The sequence below is a fragment of the Actinomyces gaoshouyii genome (genome assembly GCF_002072175.1).
In the GTDB taxonomy this organism is placed as follows: domain Bacteria; phylum Actinomycetota; class Actinomycetes; order Actinomycetales; family Actinomycetaceae; genus Actinomyces; species Actinomyces gaoshouyii.
Genome location: NZ_MVIV01000006.1, coordinates 64340 through 88952, shown reverse-complemented (window position 1 = coordinate 88952; position 24613 = coordinate 64340). Strand labels below are relative to the sequence as shown.

The 24613-nt window shown below is 72.6% G+C and carries 19 protein-coding genes and 1 pseudogene; 3 read left to right on the top strand and 17 right to left on the bottom strand.

The window, feature by feature from the left end; genetic code table 11:
- Positions 1–7 precede the first annotated feature (7 nt).
- The 7 genes from B1H50_RS06665 to rbfA all read right to left on the bottom strand — a co-directional run bounded on the left by B1H50_RS06665 (position 8) and on the right by rbfA (position 8666).
- On the bottom strand, positions 8–2413 hold the full coding sequence (locus tag B1H50_RS06665) for a polyribonucleotide nucleotidyltransferase (RefSeq protein WP_080462995.1): 2406 nt from the start codon (positions 2411–2413) through the stop codon (positions 8–10).
- Between the two features lie 204 nt (positions 2414–2617).
- The gene (locus B1H50_RS06660) at positions 2618–4990 is read right to left on the bottom strand and encodes a glycoside hydrolase family 3 N-terminal domain-containing protein (RefSeq protein ID WP_080462994.1); all 2373 of its coding nucleotides are present in this window, start codon (positions 4988–4990) and stop codon (positions 2618–2620) included.
- A gap of 173 nt (positions 4991–5163) precedes the next feature.
- Positions 5164–5433, bottom strand: coding sequence for a 30S ribosomal protein S15 (gene rpsO / locus B1H50_RS06655; RefSeq protein WP_017176975.1), 270 nt, complete (start codon positions 5431–5433; stop codon positions 5164–5166).
- 172 nt (positions 5434–5605) lie between these two features.
- The gene (locus tag B1H50_RS06650; protein ID WP_080462993.1) at positions 5606–6631 is read right to left on the bottom strand and encodes a bifunctional riboflavin kinase/FAD synthetase; all 1026 of its coding nucleotides are present in this window, start codon (positions 6629–6631) and stop codon (positions 5606–5608) included.
- Positions 6632–6820: 189 nt separating this feature from the next.
- Positions 6821–6961, bottom strand: a complete 141-nt coding sequence (locus tag B1H50_RS09995; protein WP_229657998.1) for a hypothetical protein — start codon at positions 6959–6961, stop codon at positions 6821–6823.
- A 128-nt stretch (positions 6962–7089) separates the two neighbouring features.
- A complete protein-coding gene (gene truB, locus B1H50_RS06640; RefSeq protein WP_080462991.1) occupies positions 7090–8163 on the bottom strand; it encodes a tRNA pseudouridine(55) synthase TruB in 1074 nt (357 codons plus the stop codon).
- Positions 8160–8666, bottom strand: a complete 507-nt coding sequence (gene rbfA, locus B1H50_RS06635; protein ID WP_080462990.1) for a 30S ribosome-binding factor RbfA — start codon at positions 8664–8666, stop codon at positions 8160–8162. Before rbfA ends, truB begins: the two co-directional genes overlap by 4 nt.
- Before the next feature lie 161 nt (positions 8667–8827).
- On the opposite strand from rbfA, the gene rarD reads away from it, so the two are divergent.
- Together rarD and B1H50_RS10140 are read left to right on the top strand one after the other, a co-directional pair.
- Positions 8828–9928 carry an EamA family transporter RarD gene (gene rarD / locus B1H50_RS06630; protein ID WP_080462989.1) on the top strand — a complete coding sequence of 367 codons (1101 nt, stop codon included), beginning with the start codon at positions 8828–8830 and terminating at the stop codon, positions 9926–9928.
- A pseudogene (locus tag B1H50_RS10140) lies at positions 9915–9965 on the top strand (hypothetical protein); the annotation flags it as partial. The gene rarD and the pseudogene B1H50_RS10140, both read left to right, overlap by 14 nt.
- Positions 9966–10069: 104 nt before the next feature.
- Here the strand turns inward: B1H50_RS10140 and B1H50_RS06625 are convergent.
- The 5 genes from B1H50_RS06625 to B1H50_RS06605 all read right to left on the bottom strand — a co-directional run bounded on the left by B1H50_RS06625 (position 10070) and on the right by B1H50_RS06605 (position 16306).
- A complete protein-coding gene (locus B1H50_RS06625) occupies positions 10070–11083 on the bottom strand; it encodes an NADP-dependent oxidoreductase (protein WP_229657997.1) in 1014 nt (337 codons plus the stop codon).
- A 201-nt stretch (positions 11084–11284) separates the two neighbouring features.
- Entirely contained in the window at positions 11285–14167 is a 2883-nt protein-coding gene (gene infB / locus B1H50_RS06620) for a translation initiation factor IF-2 (RefSeq protein WP_095532506.1), read from the bottom strand.
- Positions 14168–14259: 92 nt separating this feature from the next.
- Complete coding sequence (locus B1H50_RS06615; RefSeq protein WP_229657895.1) at positions 14260–14577, bottom strand: YlxR family protein; 318 nt, start codon at positions 14575–14577, stop codon at positions 14260–14262.
- Between the two features lie 130 nt (positions 14578–14707).
- Positions 14708–15754, bottom strand: a complete 1047-nt coding sequence (nusA, locus tag B1H50_RS06610; protein WP_080462987.1) for a transcription termination factor NusA — start codon at positions 15752–15754, stop codon at positions 14708–14710.
- 60 nt (positions 15755–15814) lie between these two features.
- Positions 15815–16306 (bottom strand): ribosome maturation factor RimP, encoded by a 492-nt coding sequence (locus B1H50_RS06605; protein WP_080462986.1) that lies wholly within the window; start codon positions 16304–16306, stop codon positions 15815–15817.
- 242 nt (positions 16307–16548) lie between these two features.
- Between B1H50_RS06605 and B1H50_RS06600 the strand changes: the two genes are divergently transcribed.
- Positions 16549–17571, top strand: coding sequence for a hypothetical protein (locus tag B1H50_RS06600; protein ID WP_143231766.1), 1023 nt, complete (start codon positions 16549–16551; stop codon positions 17569–17571).
- Positions 17572–17626: 55 nt separating this feature from the next.
- On the opposite strand, the gene B1H50_RS06595 is transcribed toward B1H50_RS06600, so the two are convergent.
- The 5 genes from B1H50_RS06595 to dxr form a co-directional block, all read right to left on the bottom strand.
- Positions 17627–19438: a proline--tRNA ligase gene (locus B1H50_RS06595; RefSeq protein WP_373284816.1), complete on the bottom strand. Its 1812-nt coding sequence runs from the start codon at positions 19436–19438 to the stop codon at positions 17627–17629.
- A gap of 188 nt (positions 19439–19626) precedes the next feature.
- On the bottom strand, positions 19627–20583 hold the full coding sequence (locus tag B1H50_RS06590; RefSeq protein WP_080463050.1) for a GNAT family N-acetyltransferase: 957 nt from the start codon (positions 20581–20583) through the stop codon (positions 19627–19629).
- A 42-nt stretch (positions 20584–20625) separates the two neighbouring features.
- Positions 20626–21771, bottom strand: coding sequence for a flavodoxin-dependent (E)-4-hydroxy-3-methylbut-2-enyl-diphosphate synthase (ispG, locus tag B1H50_RS06585; RefSeq protein ID WP_229657903.1), 1146 nt, complete (start codon positions 21769–21771; stop codon positions 20626–20628).
- Between the two features lie 202 nt (positions 21772–21973).
- Positions 21974–23296, bottom strand: coding sequence for a M50 family metallopeptidase (locus B1H50_RS06580; protein ID WP_080462982.1), 1323 nt, complete (start codon positions 23294–23296; stop codon positions 21974–21976).
- Positions 23293–24570, bottom strand: a complete 1278-nt coding sequence (gene dxr, locus B1H50_RS06575) for a 1-deoxy-D-xylulose-5-phosphate reductoisomerase (RefSeq protein ID WP_080462981.1) — start codon at positions 24568–24570, stop codon at positions 23293–23295. Before dxr ends, B1H50_RS06580 begins: the two co-directional genes overlap by 4 nt.
- Positions 24571–24613 lie beyond the last annotated feature (43 nt).

The following is a 24613-nucleotide window of genomic DNA, read 5'->3' as shown; positions in this document are numbered from 1 at the left end:
GGGAGGATCAGTCCTCGGCGGCCTCCGCGGTACGGGTGCGACGACGGCGCGGGCGGCGCTCACGGCGCTCAGAGCCCTCGGCGTCGCCCGCCTCGGCATCCTCCGACTCGGCGGAGGCGGCGCGGGCGCGGCGGGGCCGGCGCTCACGGCGCTCGGCCCCCTCAGAGCGCTCGCCGCGGTGGGCACGGGCCTCGTCCTCCGCGGCCTGCTGCTCCTCGGTAAGGACGGCGTGCAGGCTGAGCTTTCCGCGCGGGTCGATCTCGGCGAGCTCGACCTGGACCTTGTCGCCCACGGCCAGGACGTCCTCGACGTTCTCCACGCGCCTGCCCCCGACGAGCCGGCGGATCTGCGAGATGTGCAGCAGGCCGTCTTTGCCCGGGGACAGGGACACGAAGGCGCCGAAGGTCGTGGTCTTGACGACCGTACCGATGAAGCGCTCGCCGATCTCGGGCATCTGCGGGTTGGCGATGGCGTTGACGGCCTCGCGGGCGGCCTCGGCGGACGGGCCGTCGGTGGCGCCGATGTAGATCGTGCCGTCATCCTCGACCGTCAGGTCCGCACCGGTGTCCTCCTGGATCTGGTTGATCATCTTGCCCTTGGGACCGATGACCTCGCCGATCTTGTCGACGGGGATCTTGACGGTCAGCACGCGCGGAGCGGTGGGGGCCATCTCGAAGGGCTCATCGCCCAGGGCCTCGTCGATGAGGTTGAGGATGTGGAAGCGGGCGTCGCGGGCCTGGCCGAGCGCACCGGCGAGGACCTCGGAGGGCAGACCGTCGAGCTTGGTGTCGAGCTGGAGGGCCGTGATGAAGTCACGGGTCCCGGCGACCTTGAAGTCCATGTCGCCGAAGGCGTCCTCGGAGCCGAGGATATCGGTGAGGGTGGCCCACTTGGTCTCGCCGTCGATCACCTCGTGCATGAGGCCCATGGCGATGCCGGCCACGCGGTCGCGCAGCGGAACGCCGGCCTGGGACATCGACAGGGTCGAGGCGCAGACCGAGCCCATGGATGTCGAGCCGTTGGAGCCCAGGGCCTCGGAGACCTGCCGGATGGCGTAGGGGAAGTCGTCGCGGCTGGGCAGGACGGGCACGAGGGCCCGCTCGGCGAGGGCGCCGTGACCGATCTCGCGGCGCTTGGGGGCGCCGACGCGGCCGGTCTCCCCGGTGGAGAAGGGCGGGAAGACGTACTGGTGCATGTAGCGCTTGTGGGTGATCGGCGAGAGGTCGTCGATCTGCTGCTCCATGCGCAGCATGTTGAGAGTGGTCACGCCCATGATCTGGGTCTCGCCGCGCTCGAAGATCGCCGAGCCGTGGACGCGGGGCAGGACCTCGACCTCGGCGCCCAGGGTGCGAATGTCCTTCAGGCCGCGGCCGTCCATGCGGATGCCCTCGGTGAGGGTGCGGTGGCGCACGACCTTCTTGGTCACGGACCGGAAGGCGGCCTTGAGGGCCTTGGCGGCCTCCTCGGCGGGGAAGGCCTCGGCGAGGTCGTCCAGGACCCGGTCGCGGACGGCGTCGATGGCCTCGTCGCGGGCGTGCTTGCCCTCGGTGGCGATCGCGGCGGCGAGGTCGTGGGCCTGGGCGGCCTTCTCGACGGCCTCGTACTGCTCGTCGGAGTAGTCCAGGTAGAGGGGGAAGTCGGCGGTGGGCTTGGAGGCGTGCCTGGCGACCTCCATCTGGGCCTCGCACAGGGCCTTGATGTGCGGCTTGGCGGCCTCCAGGGCCTCGGCGACGACGGCCTCGGTGGGGGCGGTGGCGCCGGCGGCGATGAGGTCCATCATGTTCTCCGTGCCACCGGCCTCGACCATCATGATGGCGACGTCGCCGTCCTCCAGGACGCGGCCGGCCACGACCATGTTGAAGGTGGCGCGCTCGAGCTCGGACCAGCGGGGGAAGGCCACCCACTGGCCGTCGATGAGTGCCAGGCGGGTGCCGGCCACGGGACCGGCGAAGGGCAGGCCCGCGATCTGAGTGGACATGGAGGCGGCGTTGATCGCCAGGACGTCGTAGGCGTCGTCCGGGTGGATCGCCAGGACCGTCTCGACGACCTGGACCTCGTTGCGCAGGCCCTTGACGAAGGAGGGGCGCAGGGGGCGGTCGATGAGGCGGCAGGCCAGGACGGCGGAGGTGCCGGCGCGGCCCTCGCGGCGGAAGAAGGAGCCGGGGATGCGGCCGGCGGCGTACTGGCGCTCCTCGACATCCACGGTCAGCGGGAAGAAGTCGAACTGGTCCTTGGGGTGCTTGCCCACGGTGGTGGCGGACAGGATGGCGGTCTCGCCGTCGAGATAGGCCATGGCACTGCCCGCGGCCTGCTTGGCCAGGCGGCCGGTCTCGAAGCGGATCACGCGCTTGCCGAAGGAGCCGTTGTCGATCACTGCCTCAGCGGCGGTGACCTCGGGGTCATCAATGAACATCGTCGATGTGTCTCTTTCTCACAAAGATATGGCAGGAAAAGTTTAATCCGGAAGCCGCCCGGGCGGCCGGATCCATCACGTGAGATGGGACGCGCCGCGAGGAGGGCCGCGGGCGGCGGAAGCGGTCGCGGCCGATCCCCGCCCACCAGCGCCCCCCACCAGCCCCGATGCCGGCCCCGCCAACCGCTTCGGCCGCCCCGCCCGCTACACGACGTCGAATGCCGCGTGGGCGCTGGCCGCGCTGGAGCCGCCCACGTAAACATCGATCGTGGTGGCGTCCTGGACGCGCGAGCGGGTGGCGGCCGACCAGTAGGACAGCTCATCCGGGCCGAGCACGAACTCGACGGAGCGGGATCGGCCGGCGGGAATGGCGACGCGCGCGAAGGCCTTGAGCTCCCGCTCAGGGCGGCTGGAGGTGCCGTGGCGCTGGTGGATGTAGAGCTGGACGACCTCCTCGCCGTCGCGCGGGCCGATGTTGGCCACGTCCACGCTCACGGTCACGCTCCGCCCCACGGCGATGCTGGGCGAGGACAGGCGCGGCTCGGAGTAGGAGAAGGCCGTGTAGGAGCCCCCGTGCCCGAAGGCGTAGAGGGGCGTGGAGGCCTCGTCCCAGTAGCGCTCGCCCGCGCCCTCGGGCTGAAAGGTGCGGTAGTGGGAGTGGATCATGGGGACCTGGCCCACGGTGCGCGGCCAGGTGAAGGGCAGGCGCCCGGCCGGGTCGATGTCCCCGAACAGGGCTGCCGCCACGGCCTCGCCGCCACGCGTTCCGGGGTACCAGACCTGCATGATGGCCGGCAGGTTCTCCTGCGCCCAGCTGAGGTTGAGGGGGCGCCCGGACATGACGAGCGCGACGGTGGGCGTGCCGGTGGCGGCCACGGCCCGGAGCAGCTCGAGCTGGCGGCCGGGGAGCTCCAGCGTGGAGGTGGAGGCCCTCTCGCCGATCTGGTTCTGTGCCTGCCCGACGACGACGATCGCCACCTCGGCGCCCTGCGCGGTCTCGACCGCCTGGGCGAGGGCCGCATCGTCGTCGAAGCCCTCGGGGCGCACGGGTAGGGATCCCGGGGCCTCCTGGTCGTCGAACATGGAGGGGAAGACCCGCGGGGGCGCCCACTCCCCCACCGCGTAGTCGACGCGCGCGCCTCCCGCTCGCGCGCGGATACCGGCCAGGATCGTGGTGACCTCTGCGAGGTCCTCGTCGAAGACCCAGGGCCCCAGGGTGTCGCGGGGCGAGTCGGCGAGCCGGCCGATGACGGCGATGGAGGGGACGCCCTCGCCCAGGGGGAGGACGGGAGCCCCGCCGGGCATGCCGCCATGCGCCTCGCCCGCCGAGGGCCCCTGCCAGGGCTCGTTCTTGAGCAGGACGAGGCTGCGCTCAGCGGCGCGGCGGGCGACCTCGCGGTGGGCGGGATCGGCGAGGACCGCGGGGGCGGCCTCAGCATCGGCGTAGGGGCTCTCGAACAGGCCCATGGCGAACTTGGCGGTGAGCACGCGGCGCACGGCCTCATCGACGTCGCGCTCATCCGCCCTCCCGGCCCGCACGGCCTCCGGCAGGCGCCTGAAGGCGGCGTCCTCGAACGCCATCTCCATATCGAGGCCCGCCGTCAGGGCGCGGGCGGCGGCGTCGGGCAGGTCGGCGGCGAAGTGCTGGGTGGTGAGCGAGCGCACGGCATTGGCATCGGAGACGACGAAGCCCTCGAAGCCCATCTCCTCGCGCAGCACGTCGGTGAGGAGCCAGGCATTGCCGGAGGCGGGCACGCCGCCCAGATCCATGTAGGCGCTCATGATGTTGCCCGCCCCTGCCTCGATGGCGGCGCGGAAGGGCGGGAGATAGACATTCCACAGCTCGTTGTCGGAGATCTCGGCGTCCTCGTAGTCGCGGCCACCGCGCGCCGCCCCGTAGCCCGCGAGGTGCTTGGGGCCGGCGATGACGCGCCCGGGGGCGCCGATCCGCTCCCCCTGGAAGCCGCGCACCTGGGCGGCGGCGGCTGCGGCGCCCAGGCAGGGGTCCTCCCCCGCCCCCTCGACGATCCTGCCCCAGCGCGGATCCCGGGCGATGTCCACCATGGGGGCGAAGGTCCAGGACAGGCCGACGGCGCGGGCCTCGCGCGCGGCGACGGCCTGCGCCTCCTCGGTCATGGCGGGGTCCCAGGAGGCGGCCATGGCGATGGGCACGGGCATGATGGTGCGCAGGCCGTGGATGACGTCGTAGCCGAAGAGGAGGGGAATGCCGTGGGGGCCCTCCTCGACGGCGATGCGCTGAAGCGCGTTGATGGTCTCGGGGCTGCGCACGAAGAGCAGGCTCCCGGCCCGCCCGGCGCGCACCTCGCCCTCGACCATCTCGGACTGGGCCAGGGCCTTCCGGTCCTGCTCTGCGAGGTGATCGGCGCCATCGGGCCCGGGGAGCCCGGGGATCATGGAGCGCAGGTAGAAGTACTGGGTGAGCTGGCCGGCCTTCTCCTCCAGGCTCAGGCGCCCGAGCAGGTCCTCGACGCGCTCGCCGATGGGCGCGGCGGGATCGCGGTAACGGGGGCGAGCGGGACCGGCCGGCTGATCGGACGCGTTGGGCGCTGCGGGCATTGGGGCCTCCTCGGGCGGGACGTCGGCGGTGGCGCGGGCCCGCTCTGCGCGGACGGCGGCCCTTGCGATCCTAGACGACCGGGGAGGACGAGCGCGGCCGGATCAGCACGAACGCGCCCGGCCCCGCCATCCGGGGGATGACGGGGCCGGGTCGAGGATCTCGGGCGCGGGCCTCAGCGGCGGATGCCGAGGCGGGCGATGAGCGAGCGGTAGCGCTCGATGTCCTCCTTCATGAGGTAGTCGAGGAGGCGGCGGCGCTTGCCGATGAGCAGGTAGAGGCCGCGGCGCGAGTGGTGGTCGTGCGTGTGGGTCTTGAAGTGCTCGGTGAGGTTGGAGATGCGCTCGGTGAGAACGGCGACCTGCACCTCGGGGGAGCCCGTGTCACCCTCATGGGTGGCGTACTCGGCGATGATCTCGGACTTGCGCTCAGGGGTGACCGACATATGCGGGCTCCTCACTTCTCGTTGCGCGGAGCGCCGGGGCATGTTCACCCGGGCATGACGATTCCGCGGCCGATCGACGGCGCGCCAACAGTACCAGCAGACCGCTCGCCTCCCCTCCCCGGGGCCTGTGGGACCGGGCACAGGGCGGACGGCCCCTCGCGGCGGGGCGCACTCAGGCGGTGACATCCTGCGGGCGCAGGGGCTCGGGAACGGGGACACCCAGGGCCCCGGCGGTCTCGATGACATCCTGGCGCATCCGCTCCAGCAGCGGCTCCAGGGAGTCGAAGGCGAGCATGGGGCGCAGGTGGGACACGAAGTCCACGGCCACATCCTCGCCGTAGAGATCGAGGTCCGCCCGGCCGAGGACGTGGGCCTCGACGGTGCGTGCCGGGACATCGTCGAAGGTGGGGTTGGTGCCGATCGAGATCGCGGCGGGCAGGCGCTCGCCCTCGGAGGCACCGCCGCGCCCCCCTCGCACGAGCCATCCGGCGTACACGCCGTCCGGGGGCACGACGCCGGCGGTGGCGGCGTCGAGGTTGGCGGTGGGGAAGCCGAGTTCGCGACCGCGCCGCAGCCCATGGATGACGACGCCGCGCACGCGATGGGGCCGCCCCAGGATCTCAGCGGCTTGGCGCACGTCCCCGGCGGCGAGGCACTCGCGCGCCCAGGTGGAGGACCATCGCCGCCCGCCGGGGGCCAGGACCTCGGGAACGATCTCGATCTCGACGCCGTCGGCGGCGCCGATGGCGCGCAGGGAGTCGGCGTCGCCGGAGTTGTCCCGGCCGAATCGCACGTCGCCCCCGACGACGATGGCCCGCGCGCCGAGGAGCCTCTCGAGCCAGTCGCGCACGAAGCCTTCGGGCGACTGGTCGGCGAAGCCCAGGGTGTAGGGGATGACGAGGGCGGCGTCCAGGCCGGTGGCGGCCATGGCCTCGAGGCGGTCGGGCAGGGAGGCGATCATCGCCAGGTCGATCCCGGGGCGATGGACGGTCAGGGGATGCGGGTCGAAGGTGACGGCGACGGCGAGGCAGCCGGGCCCCAGGGCACGGGCGCGCTCGACGACGCGGGCCAGGATCCGCTGGTGGCCGCGGTGGACGCCGTCGAAGACGCCGACGGTCACGGCGCTTCCAGCGTTAGCGGCGCCTCTGGGGGGGCGCGGCGACTCGGGCACCTGCTCGGCGCCGTACCAGATCTCCACCGGGTGCGATCCTGCTCTTCTCATGGCCGGCGGGCGCCCGCGGGTGGGCGGCCCCGCCGGGCCGGCCTGCGTCACTGGGGCAACCCTGCCACGGAGGCGACGACGGCGCGAACCAGGAGGAGGCAACGGGCCCCGTCCTCTCCCCCCCCTCCGCACCGTCGAATTGAGCCGCCGCGGCCGAGCGGGGCCTCAGTTCCCCTGGTGCCCGCAGCCGCAGCCACCGGGGGTGGCCGGCGCGGTGCTGGCGGCGCGCAGGCCCAGGACGTTGCCGGCCTTGCGGCCGGGGACGATGCCCCCGGGACTCGCGGCGCCTCCGGCCGTGGCCGCCACGGGCCGGGCCACCTGGGGGGCAGGGGCGCGACCGGCCCGGACCTCGGCGGACTCTGCGCCGGGGCCGCCGCACGCGCATCCTCCGCAGCCACATCCACCCATCGCCGTACTCCCTTCGCCGGGGCTCATCATGCCGATGAGAGGACGAGGGCCGGCCGGGCCCGCCCGCCCTTTCGGATCAACAGTGCCACGAGGACGCCGTCGGGATCGAACCCGGCGACGATGCCGCGCCCCTCGTCGTACTCGTCACCGGCGGCCTTCGCCGCTTTCGCGACCACGGGGCGCTCGGGCGCCGGACCTGCGCGGTCCAGCACCGCCGCGGGCAGTCCCCGCCCATGGCGGATCGCGCGAGCCTCGTCGCGGCCGAGCTCGACGGCGGGGAAGCAGCGCCTCCCGGCCTCGGCCAGGGGCAGCGTGCGCAGCCCCGATGGCGGGTCATCTCCGGCGCCGGCCTCCACCTGGGCACCGGCCTGGTCCAGGGAGAGGGCCTCGGCCGCATCGAAGGGGCCGACGCGGGTGCGGCGCAGGGCGGTCAGGTGCGCGCCGCAGCCCAGGGCCTCGCCGAGATCGCGTGCCAGGGCACGGATATAGGTCCCCGAGGAGCAGGACACCCGCAGATCAAGGTCGACGACGGGCACCTCCTGTCCCGCCCGGCCCGTCACGGTTCCCGGGCGCAGGGCCCCGAGGGGGGTGATCGAGTGGATCGTGACGGGGCGGGCCGCCAGGGCGACCTCCTCGCCGTCGCGCACGCGCTTATAGGAGCGCACTCCGTTGACCTTGATGGCGGAGACGGCGCTGGGGACCTGCATGATCGGGCCGGTCAAGCCGGCCAGCACGGCGTCGAGGCGCCCATTGAGATCGGTCTCCCGCGCCTCGCCCGCGGGCGCCGGGCAGCCCCGCCAGGCGGTGGGCTCGCCCTCGGCGTCCTCGGTGAGGGTCTCCTGGCCCAGGCGCACGGTCGCCTCGTAGGTCTTGTCCGCACCCACGAGGTGGGTGAGGAAGCGGGTGGCGCGGCCGACGCCGAGGATGAGCAGGCCGGTGGCCATGGGGTCGAGGGTGCCGGCGTGGCCGACCTTGCGGGTGGCGCCCATACGGCGCGCAGCGGCGACGACATCATGGCTCGTGACGCCCACGGGCTTGTCGATGAGGAGGAGACCGTCGTCGGCGGTGACGGCGCCGCGGGCGACCCGGGGACGGTTCACCGCTCGGCCGCCGTGCCCGGTGCCCAGGTGCCCCCGGGGGCGGGGTCGTCGTCAGGACCCTCGGCGAAGTCCTCAGCGGGCTCCTCGTCGTCATGCCGGTAGGGGTCGGCGTCCCCGGCGTAGGCGGCGCCCTCGGCGGCGCGGGCGATCCGCTCGTCGTTGACACGGGCCTGAGCGAGGGCGTCCTCGATGGACTTGGCCGTCGTCGGCAGGGCATCGAGTTGGAAGGCGATCGTGGGGGTGAGCCGGATGCCGAGCGCGCGGCCGACCTCGGAGCGGATGAGGCCGGTGGCCGAGCGCAGCACGGCGGCGGTGTCCCGGCGCTCCTCGTCGGAGCCGTAGACGGTGTAGAAGACGGTGGCCTGCTGCAGGTCGCCGGTGACGCGGACGTCGGTGATGGTGATGAACCCCAGGCGGGGGTCCTTGATGCGGCCCTGGAGGAGGCGGGCCACGGTCTCATGGATGCGGTCGGCGACCTTGCGGGCGCGGGCGGAGTCGGCCATGGGGCTCTCCTTCATCCGGCATGCGGATTCACACGGCATGCGGGTCGATGCGGGACGGTGAGACATCCGGGCGGGGCGCCCGGCGCGCCGATAGTATCGGGCCCGCCCCTGCAGGCACGAAAGCCAGGTCGACCACGCCATGAGCGCACGATGAGCACCGCATGAGCACTCCCTTCCCACCCACCCGGTCCCCCGCCCCGGCCACCGTCGGCCTGACGATGGTGCTCGGCTGCTATCTGCTGTGGGGGATGTTCCCACTGTACTTCCGCCTGCTGGCCGCCGCCGGCAGCCTGGAGATCATCGGGCACCGGATCCTGTGGACGCTGGCCACCTGCCTCGTCACCGTGGCCCTGCTGCGCCACTGGGGACGGCTGCGAGCCGCGCTGGCCATGCCCCGGCTGGCCGGATCCCTCGTGGTCTCAGGCGTCATCATCACCCTCAACTGGCTCATCTACGTCTATGGCGTGAACTCGGGGCGCACGGCCGATGCCGCCCTGGGCTACTTCATCAACCCGCTCGTCACCGTGGCGCTGGCGGCACTCTTCCTCGGGGAGCGCCTGCGTCGGCTCCAGCTGGTGGCGCTGGCCCTGGCGGGGGTCGGTGTGCTCGTGCTCGTCGTCGCCCAGGGGACGCTGCCGTGGGTGAGCCTCGGACTGGCGGGGACCTTCGGGCTCTACGGGTTGGCGAAGAAGCGCTCCGGGGCGCATGTGGATGCCCTCACGGGGCTCACCGTGGAATCCCTGGCCGTAGCACCGCTCGCCGCCGCCTACCTGGGTTGCCTCGCCGCCCAGGGCCGGACGGTCTTCCAGGGCGCGCAGGCCTCGCCGAGCATCGGGGCGCTGCTCCTGATAGCGGGGCCCGTGACCGCCGTCCCCCTCCTGCTCTTCGCCGCGGGCGCCCGCCGAGTGACCCTGACGACGATCGGCATGGTGCAGTACCTGGGGCCGATCCTTCAATTCCTCCTGGCGTGGCTGGTGTTCCACGAGGAGATCTCCGGCGCGCGCTGGGCCGCTATGGCGCTGGTATGGGCGGCGGTCGCCGTGTTCGTCATCGATCTCGTGGCCCAGATCCGCTCTCGAGATCGGTTCCTGGCGCATGTCGTCCAAGGACGTCTTCGAACTCTACGAGCTCGTCCAATCGCTGCGGCGCCAGGGCGAGCCGATCGCGGAGACCCACGAGGAGAGATGGAGGCACCAGGAGTTATGCGCCGGCCTGTTCCGCGCCATGGGCCACCGGGCCGAGGTCACGCTGCCGACCAATGACGGCGGGCTGGACCTCAGAATGGAGAGAGACGGACGCAGGTACATCGCTGCGTGCAAATACTTCACTCCGGGGAACGCCGTCGGGAGGCAAGCCCTTCCTCGTCGGGGACGGGAAGGGCGGGGCGAGCAGGATCACGGTGGTCAGCGCCGTGCCGTCATGCTCAGAACGGTCTTGCCGCGCGAGTGCCCGTTGGCCACTTTATCCAGAGCGGCGCCGACCTCGTCGAAGGGGAACACCTCGTCGACGGACGGGACGATCCGCCGAGTCGAGAGAAGGTCGGCGATCTCCTGGAGCTGCGCCCCGTTTGATTCCACGAAGATGAAGTCGTAGCGGACCCCGTATCTGCGGGCGGCGCGGTCCAGGCGCCATCCGGCCGCCGTGAAGAGCGCCCGCTTCCAGGTCGGCATCCCCATCCGTGAGGCGAAGGCCCCGTTGGGCAGGCCGCGCAGGGAGACGAGGTGCCCACCGCGCCTCATGATGCCCATCTGCCGACGGGTCTCCTCGCCCCCCAGGGTGTCCAGGACGTAGTCGATGCCGCTGAGGACCTGCGCGTAGTCCTCGGTGCGGTAGTCGAGGAAGCGGTCCGCGCCCAGGGAGAGGACCCGCTCGCGGTTGGGGGCGCTGCCGTTGGTCGTTATGGTCAGGCCCCTGGACTTGGCGATCGGGATCGCCATCGCGCCCACCGAGCCCGTACCGCCCGAGATGAAGATCGTCCCCCCGGCGGTGGCGCCCATGAGATCGAGCGCCTGGACGGCCGTGAGGGCCGTCAGGGGCACGGCGGCGGCCTCCTCGTCGCTGAGGTGCTCGGGGACCGCCGCCAGCGCGTCGGCGTCAACGGCGACATACTCGGCGAAGGCGCCGATGGAGCCCAGGGGAAGGCGCGAGAAGACGCGCTGCCCCAGTTCCAGGGAGCGCACGCTCGAGCCGACATGCTCGACGATCCCGACCATCTCGTTGCCGACGACCAGCGGCAGGCCATAGGGAGTGATGAGGCGGACCTCGCCTCGGGCGATCATGACGTCGAGCGGGTTGACTCCGGCGGCGGAGACCTTGATCAGGGCCTGGTGCGGGCCGATCTCGGGTCGGCGGACCCGCGTGAGCTCCACGCGGGGGTTCTTCGCGTCGTAGGAGGTCTGAACGGCGGCTCTCATCATGGTGCGGCTCTCATCATGGTGCGTCTCTCATCTGGGGCCGGGCGCGCTGAGCGCGCGGCGGCCGGATACTGTGTGGATGCGGCGGTGGTCGACGGCGGGGGCGAGGGCGAGCGCATCTGCGCCCCGCACGAGCCGCCCAGCCGTTCCCCCGACGGCGGCCGGCCACGACGAGGGTGACCGGCCGCCGCCGCTCGGAGGCGCTCAGGAGCGGGGCTTCTCGCGCATCTCCCAGGTCTCGATGACGTCGCCCTCCGCGATGTCCTTGAAGCCCAGGTTGATTCCGCACTCGTAGCCCTCGCGGACCTCGGTGACATCGTCCTTCTCACGGCGCAGGGTCTCGACGGTGAGGTCGCCGCCCACGACCACGCCGTCGCGCACCAGGCGGGCCTTGGCCCCGCGCTTGATGGCGCCCGAGCGGACGATCGAGCCCGCGATCGAGCCGAACTTCGAGGAGTGGAAGACCTGGCGGATCTCGGCGGTGCCGAGCTCGACCTCCTCGTAGATGGGCTTGAGCATGCCCTTCATGGCGGCCTCGACGTCCTCGATCGCGTTGTAGATGACCGAGTAGAACTTCATGTCGACGCCCTCGTGGTCGGCCAGCTCCGCTACGCGCTCGGCGGGGCGGACGTTGAAGCCGATGATGACGGCCGAGTCGACCGTCGCGAGGTTGACATCGTTCTGCGTGATAGCGCCGACACCGCGGTGGATGACGCGCAGGGCGACCTCCTCGCCGACGTCGATCTTGAGCAGCGAGTCCTCCAGGGCCTCGACGGCGCCCGAGCTATCACCCTTGAGGATGAGGTTGAGGGTGTCGACCTTGCCGGCCTTGAGGACGTCGGAGAGGTTCTCAAGGGACACGCGCTTGCGGCGCTTGGCCAGGAGAGCGGCGCGCTCGGCGGCCTCGCGCTTGTCCGCGATCTGCCGGGCGGTGCGGTCGTCCGGGGCGACGATGAAGGAGTCGCCCGCGCTGGGCACACTCGTCAGCCCCAGGACCAGGGCCGGGCGGGCGGGCCCGACCTCGTCGAGGTTGTCCCCGTGCTCGTTGAACATGGCGCGCACGCGCCCGTAGGACGAGCCGGCCACGATCGGGTCCCCCACATGCAGGGTGCCCTGCTGGACGAGCACCGTGGTGACGGCGCCGCGGCCCTTGTCGAGCTTGGCCTCCACCGTCACGCCGCGCGCGTCCGAGCTCGGGTTGGCCCGCAGGTCCAGAGCCGCGTCGGCGGTGAGGACGACGGCCTCGAGGAGCTCATCGATGTGAAGGCGCTGCTTGGCGGAGATGTCGACGAACATGGTGTCGCCGCCGTACTCCTCGGGCACGAGGCCGTACTCAGTGAGCTGGCCGCGGATCTTGTCCGGGTTCGCGCCCTCCTTGTCGATCTTGTTGACGGCCACCACGATCGGCACATTCGCGGCCTGGGCGTGGTTGAGGGCCTCGACGGTCTGCGGCATGACGCCGTCATCCGCGGCGACGACGAGGATCGCGATGTCCGTGACCTCGGCACCGCGGGCGCGCATGGCCGTGAAGGCCTCGTGACCGGGGGTGTCGATGAAGGTGATCGGACGGGTCTCGTTGCCCACGGGGACGCGCACCTGGTAGGCGCCGATCGACTGCGTGATGCCGCCGGCCTCGTCCGCCACGACATCCGTGGAGCGGATGGCGTCGAGGAGCTTGGTCTTGCCGTGGTCGACGTGGCCCATGACGGTGACCACGGGCGGGCGGGGGGCCATGTCCTCGTCGTCCCAGGCGGCCTCCTCGGCCTCCAGGTCGATGTCGAAGGAGCCCAGGAGCTCGCGGTCCTCGTCCTCCGGGGAGACGATCTGGACGTCGTAGCCGAGCTCGGCGCCCAGCAGGCCGAAGGTGTCCTCATCGAGGGACTGGGTGGCCGTGGCCATCTCCCCCAGGTGGAACAGGACGGTGACCAGGGCCGCCGGGTTGGCGTTGATCTTCTCGGCGAGGTCGGTCAGCGTGGCGCCCTGGCGCACGCGCACCACGGTGGAGCCATCGCCGCGCGGAACGATGACGCCGCCGAGCGACGGCGCGCTCTGCTGCTCGAACTCCTGGCGCTTGGCCCGCTTGGACTTGCGCCCGCGGGGGGCGCCGCCACCGCGCCCGAAGGCGCCCTGCGTGGAGCCGCGGCCGCCTCGGCCCCCGCGGGGGGCGCCGCCGAAGCCGCCACCGGGACGGCCGCCGCCACCGGGGCGAGACCCGCGGCCGCCACCGGAGCCGCCGCGGCCGCCGGCGCCGCCCCGGGAGGAGGAGCCGGGCCGGCCGACCGAGGAGCGGCCGGGCATCATGCCCGGGTTCGGGCGGGGGCCGCCGCCGGGACGGGGCCCGGGAGCCGGGCGGCCGCCTTGACCGCCGGCGCCCTGGGGGCGCGGGCCTCCGGAACCGCCGCGGCCGGCGGCACCGCCCCGGGGACGGGGGCCGCCGCTGCCGCCGGGCCTGGGCATGCCCTGGCTGGAGGCGAAGGGGTTGTTGCCCGGGCGCGGGCCTCCGGGTCGCGGGCCTCCGGGTCGGGGGGCGCGGTCGGAGCGCTCACCGCGCTCCGAGCGGTCCTGCCGGTCGGAGCGGCCATCGTGCCTGGGCATGCCCTGGCTGGAGGCGAAGGGGTTGTTGCCCGGGCGCGGGGCGCCGGGGCGAGGGCCTGGGGCTGCCGGGCGGGGGGCCGAGGGCCGGGGAGCCGAGGGCGTCGCGGCCTGGGGCTTGGAGGGCTCCCGGGGGCTGTCCGGCACGGGGGCCGGCTGAGGAGCGGGCACGGCCTCGGGCGCCGACGGGGCGGCGGGGGCCGGGGCGGGCTCAGTCGGCCTCGCGCCGGGCTTGGGGGTCGCCGGCCTCGCGCCGGGCTTGGGCGCGGACGGCGCCTTGGCCTCCTTATTCGCCTCGGCGGGCTTGGCGGCCGCGGCCGCTTGCACCGCGAAGTGCTCGCGCACGCGGCGCGCGACCGGGGGCTCAACGGCGGAGGAGGCCGCCTTGACGAACTCCCCTTGGTCCTTAAGCCACGAGAGGATCATCTTCGAGGTGATCTTCTTGCCAGTGGGGTCGAGCTCCTTGGCGAGCTCGTGAACGCGTGGTTTTGCCACTTTTCTCCTGTCAGGTTGCCCGCTCCCTGGCAGGAGCGGGCGCTAGTAGAGGCAGCTCATCGCTGGGTACTCATCGGGTGCCCATCGGCTTCCTACCCGCCTTCGCTATCGGTGGTCCGGCCCCGCAAGGGGCCGGTCGGATCATGCGCTCCCGAGGGCGCCGCGTGGGCGGCGATCCAGTCGCGCACATGGGCCGCGTCGAGCGGGCCCTCGGCGCGCAGAGCACGCCCGAGGGCGCGCCTGCGCTCGGCGAGATCGAGGCACACCGGATCCGCATGGATCCAGGCGCCGCGCCCTGGCATGAGGGCCCGGGCGTCGACCGCGAGCTCGCCACTCGCGGTCAGAGCCAGCCGCAGCAACTGCGATCTGGGGGCCTTGACGCGGCAGCCGGTACAGGTCCGTTCAGGCACATGCGAGGAGGCTGTCACCGACTCACCGTGTCCTTCCGGGATCTCATCTCCCACCGCTCGCGGGCGCGAGAGCGCTGCTCGGCGTCCCGCGACCCGCTCAGGGCCCGCGGGAATTCTACCGAAAGCGCTGTCAGGAGCCGTCGTCGGGGTTTGAGGTACCTGTCACGTCGTCGGCGCGCGATCCATGGCCCGGGGCGATCTCGCCGAGCTCGGCGTCGGCGTGGATATCGATCTTCCAGCCGGTCAGGCGCGCGGCGAGGCGGGCGTTCTGCCCTTCCTTGCCGATGGCCAGCGAGAGCTGGAAGTCCGGGACGACAGCGCGGGCGGTGCGCTCGGCCTCGTCGATGACCGTCACGGAGGCCACCCGCGCCGGGGACAGGGCGTTGGCCACGAAACGGGCCGGGTCCTCGGAGTGGTCGACGATGTCGATCTTCTCCCCGCCGAGCTCGGCCATGACGGCGCGCACGCGCTGGCCCATGGGACCGATGCAGGCGCCCTTGGCGTTGACGCCGCGGGTGCGGGCGCGAACCGCCATCTTGGTGCGGTGCCCGGCCTCGCGGGCGATGGCGACGATCTCGACGTCGCCGGAGGCGATCTCCGGGACCTCGCGCTCGAAGAGCTTCTTGACCAGCCCCGGGTGGGTGCGCGACAGGATGATCTGGGCGCCCTTCATGCCCCGGGAGATCTCAGTGCAGTAGACGCGGACGCGGTCCCCGTGGCGGTAGCGCTCGCCGGGCACCTGCTCGTGCGGGGGCATGATCCCCTCGTGCTCCTCGTCGAGGCGCACGTGGATGATCCGGGGGTCGCGGCCCTGCTCGACGACGCCGGAGATGAGCTCCCCGGTCTTGTCCTTGAAGGCGCCCAGGACCTCGAAGTCGCGGCGGTCCTGGATGCGCTGGACGATGACGGATCGGGCTGTGGCCTGCGCGATGCGCCCGAAGTCGTCCGGAGTGTCGTCGAAGAACTCGCCGGTGGGCTCGTCCTCCTCATCCACCTCCGGGGCCAGCACCGACATGTGCCCGGTCTTGCGGTCGATCTCGACGTGGGCGCCCCGGATGGCCCCGGGCACCTTGGAGTAGGCGCCGAGGATGGCGTCCTCGATGGCGGGCAGCAGGGCCTCGAGGTCGATGCCCAGCTCATCTGCTGCGACGCGCAGCTCCGGCATGTTGATGTCCATGGTTCCTCTTGTCTGGTGCCGTGTGCGGATTCGGGGGTGGGGTCCGGACGGTTCGTGCGGTCAGAAGACGACGATCATCCGCGCGCTGGCGATGTCGTCGAGGCGGAGCACCGCGGCAGTGCCATCGGTCTGGATCGTGACGGTCTCGTCGTCGACCTGGGTGACGACGCCGGTGACAGTGATGGGGGCGGCGCTCCCAGTGCTCTCAGGAGTTTCGACGCCGCCGGCGGTGGTGAGGGTGGCGCTGTGGCCGACGGCGCGGCGGAAGTGCCGGGGAGAGCGCAGCTCGCGCTCGGCGCCGGGGGTGGAGACCTCGAGGGAGTACTGGCCCTTGACGGGATCGGCGTCGTCGAGGGCCGCGGAGAGAGCGGCGGTGGCCTCGCCGATGCGGTCGAGATCGAGATCGCCGGGACCGTCGGGGAGGTCGACGATCACCCTCACCACCGAGTGCTTGCCGACCCGGGTGGTCTCGATGCCCTCGAGGAAGAGGCCCTCGGCCTCGACGACGGGGGCCAGCAGGTCGGTGAGCCGCGACGCGAGCGTGTCCGTCATGGTGTCCCTCGTTCCTCATCGGCGTGGTGCCGGCTGAGCGCCGGCATTGCGGTGGCGCGATGCCGGCGGGCACCGCGCGTTCGGTCGGGACAATCGTACCCGCCCGCCGCGGATGGCCGAGAGGGCGGGTGGGCGGCGCGGTGCCGCGATCGCATCGGGCTCTCGCGCTGCGCGCCGTGCCCTTCGCGCCCCCTGGGGCGCCTCACGCTGAAGGATGCGCCGCGGCGTGGGAGGATCGGGGCGTGAACGACACCGCGCGCCCACGCTCCCCGCGCTCTTCCCCCCAGCCGGCCCGCGCCCTTCCCTCCAGACGATCCGCCCTGGTCAGAATGGGCGCCGCCGTGCTCGGGACGGCCGCTATGGCGGGGGCCGCGGCGTGCGAGGTGCCGGTGGGCTCCTCCGATCCGGATCCGCTGCCGACGATGACGGGCGACGAGGCCTCGCGCGAGGCCCTGGCCCGCCGCGCCGCGCTCATCGGCTCCACCGCACGCGCCGTCATCGCCCAGGGCGGGCGGGGCAGTACCAGCGCACAGGCGGAGGTGATCGCGCAGGAGGCGGATACCCAGCTCGCAGCTCTCGGGGGCGTCTGGGAGCCCTGGCCGACCGGCGCCCCGACGGGCTACCCCACCGCCACTCCCGTGGAGACGGCGGCCGGGACGGCCACGAGCGAGGATCTGGTCGCAGCGCTGGGCGACGGCGCGGCGTCGGCGCGCTCGGCGCTGGAGTCCGCCCAGGCGGAGGAGCTCGCGAGACTCGTCGTCTCGCTGCACATCGCCTGGTCTCTGCGCGAGGAGGCCCTCTCCCCCGGCTCGGTGGCGACGTCCGCCCGATCGGCCTCGACGACGACTTCGCCGCTGCCCGACACCACCCTGGCGCTCTACGACCAGTTGCGTTACACCGGTGAGCTGTTGGCGGCGCAGTCGGCCTCGGACTCGACCGCGCGGAGGCGTGCCGTCGAGGACGCCGCGGCCGCCACCGCGGTGGTCAACGCCTCGATCGCCGCCAAGGGGCCGGCGACGGCACAGCCCTCCGACCCGCGCCAGCCCGCCTACGGCGCGCCCGCCGGGGCCGACTCCGCGGACTCCCCCTCCGGCCAGTGGATGGGCGCGCTGTGGCGCTCAATCATGGTCGAGGAGATGTCGATCGCCGTCTCCGGCTCGGGCGAGCAGCGCCTGGTGTCCGCCGACGCCTCCGTGGCAGCCGCACTCCGAGCGATCTCCTGGGGGGTCGAGACCGCCGAGGCGCTGCCCGGTACCGCGGGCTGAGGCGCCCATTGGGACCAGGAGGCCGGCGGGCGCGCCGCCGCGCCGTCACCACCGGTTATTGGGCGAGGGCGTCGCGCACGAGCGCGCAGGCCTGCTCGGCCGCCTGGTCGGCGGGCACGGAGCGGCGCGCACCGCTGCGGCGGTCGCGGATCTCCACTGTGCCGTCCTTGGCGAGGTCGCGGCCGATCACGATGGTGTAGGGCAGCCCCAGGAGCTCGGCATCGGCGAACTTGACGCCGGCGGAGACCTTGCGGCGGTCGTCGTAGAGGATCTCGATGCCGTCTGCATCCAGAGCGGCGGCGATGCGCTCCGCCGTGGCGAAGACGGCGTCGTCCTTGCCGGTGGCCAGGATCTGCACGTGGTACGGCGCCACGGCGATGGGCCAGGCCAGGCCGCGCTCATCGTGGTTGGCCTCGGCCAGGGCCGCCATGACGCGCGAGACGCCGATGCCGTAGGAGCCCATGGTGACCACGCGGGACTTGCCGTTCTCGTCGAGGACGCTCAGCCCCAGGGCCTCGGAGTACTTGCGTCCCAGGGCGAAGATATGGCCGACCTCGATGCCGCGGGCGAGGCTGAGCGGACCGGAACCATCGGGGGCGGGGTCGCCCTGGCGAACCTCTGCGGCCTCGATGGTGCCGTCGGCGGTGAAATCGCGGCCCATGACGAGGCCGAGCACGTGCTTCTTGGGCTCGTTGGCACCGGTCACCCAGCTGGTGCCGTTCACGATGCGGGGGTCGACGAGGTAGGGCACGGAGCCCACGAGGCGCTCGGAGCCGTCCTGGTCCCTCTCCACGCGGCGCAGGGGCGAGTTGGGACCGACGGCTTCCGGGCCGATGTAGCCGCGCACGAGCTCGGGGTGGCCCTCGAAGTCCGATTCCTCGGCCATGGCGACCTCTGCGGGGGCGACGGCCGCCTCCAGGCGCTTCATGTCGAGATCGCGATCGCCGGGGATGCCGATGACGAGGAGCTCGCGCTCACCGCCGGGGTGGGTGAGGGTGACGACGAGGTTCTTGAGGGTGTCGGCGGCCTCCCAGGCCCGCCCGTCGGAGCGCGGGTAGGCCTCGTTGCACAGGGCGACGAGGGTGTCGATCGTGGGGGTGTCGGGGGTATCGACGACGCGCGCCTCGGGCGCCCCGGAGGCGTCGATCTCATCGGGGACGACGGTGGTGACGGCCTCAGCGTTGGCGGCATAGCCACCGGCGGAGCGCACGAAGGTGTCCTCCCCGATGGGCGAGGGGTGGAGGAACTCCTCGGAATGGGAGCCGCCCATGGCACCGGACATGGCGTTGACGATGACGTAGTCCAGGCCGAGGCGCATGAAGAGCCGCTCGTAGGCGTCGCGGTGGAGCTGGTAGGAGGCGTCCAGGCCGGCCTCGTCGATGTCGAAGGAGTAGGAGTCCTTCATGACGAAGTCGCGGCCGCGGATGATGCCGGCGCGGGGACGGGCCTCGTCGCGGTACTTGGTCTGGATCTGGTAGACGATGGCGGGCAGGTCCTTGTACGAGGAGTACATGTCCTTGACCGCAAGGGTGAACATCTCCTCGTGGGTGGGGGCCAGGAGGTAGTCGCCGCCCTTGCGATCCTTGAGGGTGAACAGGGTGGGGCCGTACTCGGTCCAGCGACCGGAGGCCTTGTAGGGGTCGGCGGGCAGCAGCCCGGGGAAGTGGACCTCCTGACCGCCGATGGCGTCCATCTCCTCGCGCACGATCGCCTCGATCTTGCGCAGCGTGCGCAGCCCCAGCGGCAGCCAGGTGTAGATGCCGGGCGCTGCGCGGCGGATGTAGCAGGCGCGCACGAGGAGCCTGTGGCTGGCGACCTCGGCGTCGGCGGGGTCCTCGCGCAGAGTACGGATGAAGGCGTTCGACATCGTCTGTAGCACGTGCCGATCCTACGTGCTCAGCGCACGGGCGCCCGAATCAGGGCGGGATGGGCGGCGCCGGGACGGCGAGGCCCGGGATGCTGCGGGCACTGGCCCTGGGGCGACGGGCGCCCCCTGGTTCGACATGACGTGGCCGAGCGGTGGGTGCTGGCACCCGCCGTGCGGCCCCTGATGGATCAGAGCATCACCGTGGCGAAGGCGCCGTGCTGGGTGAAGCCGAGCGAGTGGTAGAGCGCCTGCGCCGGGGCATTGAAGTCATTGACGTACAGGCTCACCCCACCATCGGGCCCCACGTGCTCTTGTCGCACGGCGTCGACGGCCGCGGCCAGCGCCGCGCTGCCCACTCCCCTGCCTCGCAGGTCCGGGCGCGTCCACACGCCGGTGAGCTGGGCGACCGCGCCGTCAGGAGCGTGCCAGATCCCACCGACGTCGACCTTGAAGGCCACTCGCGCCGGGCCCCCGGGGCGCGCGGGGCGCCCCTGGCCGTCGTCGAGGAGTACGTAACTGCGGCCCTCGCCCACGAGCCATGAGACGTGGCGGGCGTAGGAGCCGCCGGAGGATATGGGGTCGTAGCCGACCTCCTCGGTGAACATGGCCACCGAGGCCGGCAGGACGAGGGGCTCCTCCTCGGGGCGCGCCCGGCGAGTCCCGCGCGCGGCCCAGTCCAAGGATGGGCGCCGGGCCACCGCCTGGGCGGCGAGTCCCCCGGGTGGGCTCGGTGCGATGAGGACGGGCTGGTTCCACCGCGCCTCCCGGTAGCGCATCCCGGCGGCCTCCAGGCGTTCCCACAGCAGGGAGACGTCCTCGGGGCTGCCGAGGATCGAGCCGTTGCGCGTCAGGCGCGGGCGGGCGTGCTCGGCGAGCGCCTGGGCGCCGACGCGGCCCGCCCCGGGCAGGCCCAGCTCGGGGCGCGGGGCAAGGCCCATGACGATGAGGGAGCCCGTGGACCAGGCGGCGGCGTCGGGGGCCGCGGGCCGTCCCAGGACGACGACGTCCCCCGATCCCCAGTGCCTCCAGCGCTCGAGCTGCTGGGCGAGCGGCAGGAACAGGACGGGATCGCGGGAGCACAGGGCGAGCACGCCCCCGGCGCGGCGGGGGCTCACGGGGGTCAGTCGGCGCGTGAACAGGGGCATACCGAGGCGGACGGAGCGGACCGCACCCGCCACTGCTGTCCCTCAGAGCGCCAGGACCGAGGGCGCCGTGCCCTTGAGGGCGTCCTCGCCGAGCTCGGCGCGCATCTGCTCGGCCATGGCCTCGGCATGCTTGATGAGGGTCTCGACGACCTGGTCCTCCGGGACGGTCTCGACGACCTTGCCGTGGACGAAGATCTGGCCCTTGCCGTTGCCCGAAGCGCAGCCGAGGTCGGCCTCGCGGGCCTCTCCGGGCCCGTTGACGACGCAGCCCATGACGGCCACGCGCAGCGGGGCGCTGATGGACTTCAGGCCCTCCTCGACGGACTCGGCGAGGGACCACACGTCCACCTGGGCGCGGCCGCAGGAGGGGCAGGAGACGATCTCGAGCTTGCGCTCGCGCAGGCCCATGAACTCCAGGAGCTTGGTGCCGACCTTGACCTCCTCGACCGGCGGGGCGGACAGGGAGACGCGGATGGTGTCCCCGATGCCCTGAGCCAGCAGCGTGCCGAAGGCGGCGCAGGACTTGATGGTGCCCTGGAAGGCGGGGCCGGCCTCGGTGACGCCGAGGTGGAGGGGCCAGTCGCCCATCTCACTGAGCAGCTGGTAGGCCCGCACCATGGTGACGACGTCGTGGTGCTTGACCGAGATCTTGAAATCGTGGAAGCCGCACTCCTCGAAGAGGCCGGCCTCCCAGACGGCGGACTCCACGAGGGCCTCCGGGGTCGCCTTGCCGTGCTTCTTGAGCAGGCGCGGGTCCAGGGAGCCGGCGTTGACGCCGATGCGCAGGCTCACGCCGGCGTCGGAGGCGGCCTTGCAGATCGCGGCGACCTGGTCGTCGAACTTGCGGATGTTGCCCGGGTTGACGCGCACGGCCCCGCATCCGGCCTCGATCGCCTGGAAGACGTACTTCGGCTTGAAGTGGATATCGGCGATGACGGGGATGCGAGACTGCTTGGCGATGATGGGCAGGGCCTCGGCATCCTTGTCCGTGGGGCAGGCGACGCGCACGATGTCGCAGCCGGAGGCGGTGAGCTCAGCGATCTGCTGGAGGGTGGCCCCGATGTCGTGGGTCTTCGTCGTCGTCATCGACTGCACGGTGATGGGGGCATCGCCGCCGACGGAGAGGTCGCCGACCCGGATCCTCCGGGTGGGCCTGCGGGGGGCGAGAACAGGGCGCTCCTCGCGCATGGAGGGGATGCCAAGGGCGATCGCTTCAGTCACGCGCCCCAGTATGGCACCGCGCTGCGCGCGCGCACGACGCCGGAGGGTGTGGTGCGCGCGATGCCGCAGCCGACCAGGTCACCTGGTGTGTCACTCGGATAGTGCGGAGACATGCCGCCACCGCGCCACGAGTCCGGCCCGTCAGCAGGAGATCACTTGGGCAGCGCGCCTATCCGGCGATCGGGGCCACGAGGTCGACCCACACGAGGATGACGGTCATGACGATGAGGATGCCGAAGACCACCTGCCCCACGGGCAGCATGCGGGCGGTGTCCACGGGGCCGGGGTCTGGGCGCCCGTGCGCCAGCGCCCAGCGGCGTCGGGCCCCCTCCCAGAGGGCGCCGGCCACATGGCCGCCGTCGAGGGGCAGCAGGGGGATGAGGTTGAAGGCGAAGAGCGCCAGGTTGAGCGAGCCGAGCAGCATGAGCATCTGGGCCACGCGCAGTTCCAGCGGGACGCTCACCGCGGATGTGCCCGTGCCGGCGCTGGACACCTCGCCCGCGATGCGCCCGACGCCCACGAGGCCGATGACGCCGGCGGAGCGCTCCTCGTGACCGAGCCCGGCGGCCACTGCGTGGTAGAGGCCCACCGGCAGGGTGGCGATCACCTCAACCGTGCCGGTCACGGCCTGCCCGATCGTGGATGGGAGCTCGCCGATCGGCAGGGGCACCGCCCCGTACACGGGGCTGATGCCGACGTAGGGGCGGCTGGTGGTCGTGGGGCTGCCGTCGGAGTCGAGCACGGGGTTGCCCTGGAGATCGAGGACCTTTCGCTGGAGCTCGGCGGCGGTGACGGTCAGGGTGACCTCAGCGCCGTCGCGCTCGACGACGACGGGCACGGAGCGCGTGCCGGAGGCGGCGATCGCGGCCTGGACGTCCTTCCATGAGGATGTCCGCGCGCCGTCCCAGGAGCGGATCTCGTCACCCGCCCGGAGGCCCGCGGCCGCCCCGGGCGCCGCCGGATCGGCGTCCGTGCAGGCGGTGTCGGAGTCGACGTCGGAGGTCAGGCAGGTCGAGACGCTCTTGAGCGTGGTGGTGCCGCCCGGGATGCCGATGCCGCAGAAGGCGACGGCGAGCAGGAGGACGCCCAGCACGAGGTTGGTCAGGATTCCGCCCGCCATGACGAGGAGCTTGCGGGGCACACTGAGGAGGTAGAAGGCGCGGTGCTCCTCGCCCGGCCCGATCTCCGCCAGAGCCTCGGCGCGGGCCTCGGCGATCTGGGAGCCGGGCTTATCCGGGCGGCCCGACCTGGCCGGGGGGATCATGCCGACGAGCTTGACATAGCCACCCAGCCAGATCCATTTCACCCCGTACTCGGTCTCCCCCCGGCGCGTGGACCAGACGCGGGGCCCGAAACCGATGAAGTACTCGGGGACCTTCACGCCGAAGCGCTTGGCGGGGATCATGTGCCCGAGCTCGTGAAGCGCGACCGAGATGCCGATGCCGATCACGAGGACGAGGATGCCGAGGGCGTATGCGAGGGCCTGAGTCATGCGCGCAGTCTGCCATGGGAGGCGATGAGCTCGTCGGCGCGCGCCCTCGCCCAGGCCTCCACCTGCGCCACCTCGTCGAGGCCCGGCGCGGCCAAGCCCTCGTGCTCGCCCAGGACGGCTGCGTCGATGCCCACGATGTCCAGCCATTCCAGACCGCCCGCCAGGAAGGCGGCGACGGCCTGCTCGTTGGCGGCGTTGAGGACGGCGGGGTGGGTGGCTGAGGCGGCCACGGCGGAGCGCGCCAGGCCGACGGCGGGGAAGGCGTCGTCATCGAGGGGCTCGAAGCCCCAGGCCACAGGGGCGCTCCAGTCGTTGGGGGCCACCAGCCCGGCCAGGTCCGGGCGCTCGGGCCAGGTGAGGCCCAGCGCAATGGGCAGGCGCATGTCCGGAGGGGAGGCCTGGGCGATCGTGGCGCCATCGATGAACTCGACCATTGAGTGGATGACCGATTGGGGGTGGACGACGACGTCGATGCGCTCGGGCGGGATGTCGAACAGGAGGTGCGCCTCGATGAGCTCGAGCCCCTTGTTGACAAGGGTGGAGGAGTTGATGGTCACCACCGGGCCCATCGCCCAGGTGGGGTGGGCCAGGGCCTGCTCGGCGGTGACACCGGCGAGCGAGGCGCGGTCGCGTCCGCGGAAGGGGCCGCCGGAGGCGGTCAGGATCAGGCGGCGCACCTCGCTGGTCCCGGTGATGACGGGACTGGTCAGGCCCTTCTCATGACGGCCGGAGGCCAGGGCCTGGGCGATCGCGGAGTGCTCGGAGTCCACGGGGACCACTTGGCCGGGGCGGCGCAGCGCTTCCTTGACCAGCGCCCCGCCGACAACGAGTGATTCCTTATTTGCCAGGGCCAGGCGCGCCCCGCTGGCGAGCGCGGCCAGGGTGGGGCGAAGGCCCACCGAGCCGGTGATGCCGTTGAGGACCGTGTCCCCCTCCCCTATGCCGGAGGCCTCGATGGCGTCCGCGGCGGCGTCCGGGCCGGTCAGGATCGTGGTGACGGGGTCGGGGCGGCCCAGGCGCTCGGAGGCGGCGGTCAGGGCGTCGCGCAGCGCCCGCTCGATTCCCGGACGCTCATCGGCCAGGGCCACGAGCGGAACGGTGAAGCGCAGAGCCTGCTCGGCCAGGAGATCGAGGCGGGAGCCGCCGGCGGCCAGCGCGGCGACACGGGGGGCGCCCCGCCCGAGGCGCCGGGCGACCTCGAGGGCCTGGGTGCCGATGGATCCCGTGGAGCCCAGGAGGACGAGAGCCCCGGGGGCGCCGGCGCGGGCGGTCATGCTGATGATGCTCGTCCCCTTCCGGACTCGGCCCGGGCGGGCC

What these genes read in the sequence shown, in the direction of transcription:
- rpsO (WP_017176975.1), bottom strand. Translation starts at nt 5,433, where the DNA reads ATGTCGGTCACCCCTGAGCGCAAGTCCGAGATCATCGCCGAGTACGCC.
- rarD (WP_080462989.1), top strand. Translation starts at nt 8,828, where the DNA reads ATGAGCACTCCCTTCCCACCCACCCGGTCCCCCGCCCCGGCCACCGTC.
- B1H50_RS06660 (WP_080462994.1), bottom strand. Translation starts at nt 4,990, where the DNA reads ATGCCCGCAGCGCCCAACGCGTCCGATCAGCCGGCCGGTCCCGCTCGC.
- B1H50_RS06665 (WP_080462995.1), bottom strand. Translation starts at nt 2,413, where the DNA reads ATGTTCATTGATGACCCCGAGGTCACCGCCGCTGAGGCAGTGATCGAC.
- B1H50_RS06595 (WP_373284816.1), bottom strand. Translation starts at nt 19,438, where the DNA reads ATGTCGAACGCCTTCATCCGTACTCTGCGCGAGGACCCCGCCGACGCC.
- B1H50_RS06605 (WP_080462986.1), bottom strand. Translation starts at nt 16,306, where the DNA reads ATGACGGACACGCTCGCGTCGCGGCTCACCGACCTGCTGGCCCCCGTC.
- dxr (WP_080462981.1), bottom strand. Translation starts at nt 24,570, where the DNA reads ATGACCGCCCGCGCCGGCGCCCCCGGGGCTCTCGTCCTCCTGGGCTCC.
- B1H50_RS06625 (WP_229657997.1), bottom strand. Translation starts at nt 11,083, where the DNA reads ATGATGAGAGCCGCCGTTCAGACCTCCTACGACGCGAAGAACCCCCGC.
- nusA (WP_080462987.1), bottom strand. Translation starts at nt 15,754, where the DNA reads ATGGACATCAACATGCCGGAGCTGCGCGTCGCAGCAGATGAGCTGGGC.
- B1H50_RS06580 (WP_080462982.1), bottom strand. Translation starts at nt 23,296, where the DNA reads ATGACTCAGGCCCTCGCATACGCCCTCGGCATCCTCGTCCTCGTGATC.
- ispG (WP_229657903.1), bottom strand. Translation starts at nt 21,771, where the DNA reads ATGCGCGAGGAGCGCCCTGTTCTCGCCCCCCGCAGGCCCACCCGGAGG.
- B1H50_RS06590 (WP_080463050.1), bottom strand. Translation starts at nt 20,583, where the DNA reads ATGCCCCTGTTCACGCGCCGACTGACCCCCGTGAGCCCCCGCCGCGCC.
- rbfA (WP_080462990.1), bottom strand. Translation starts at nt 8,666, where the DNA reads ATGGCCGACTCCGCCCGCGCCCGCAAGGTCGCCGACCGCATCCATGAG.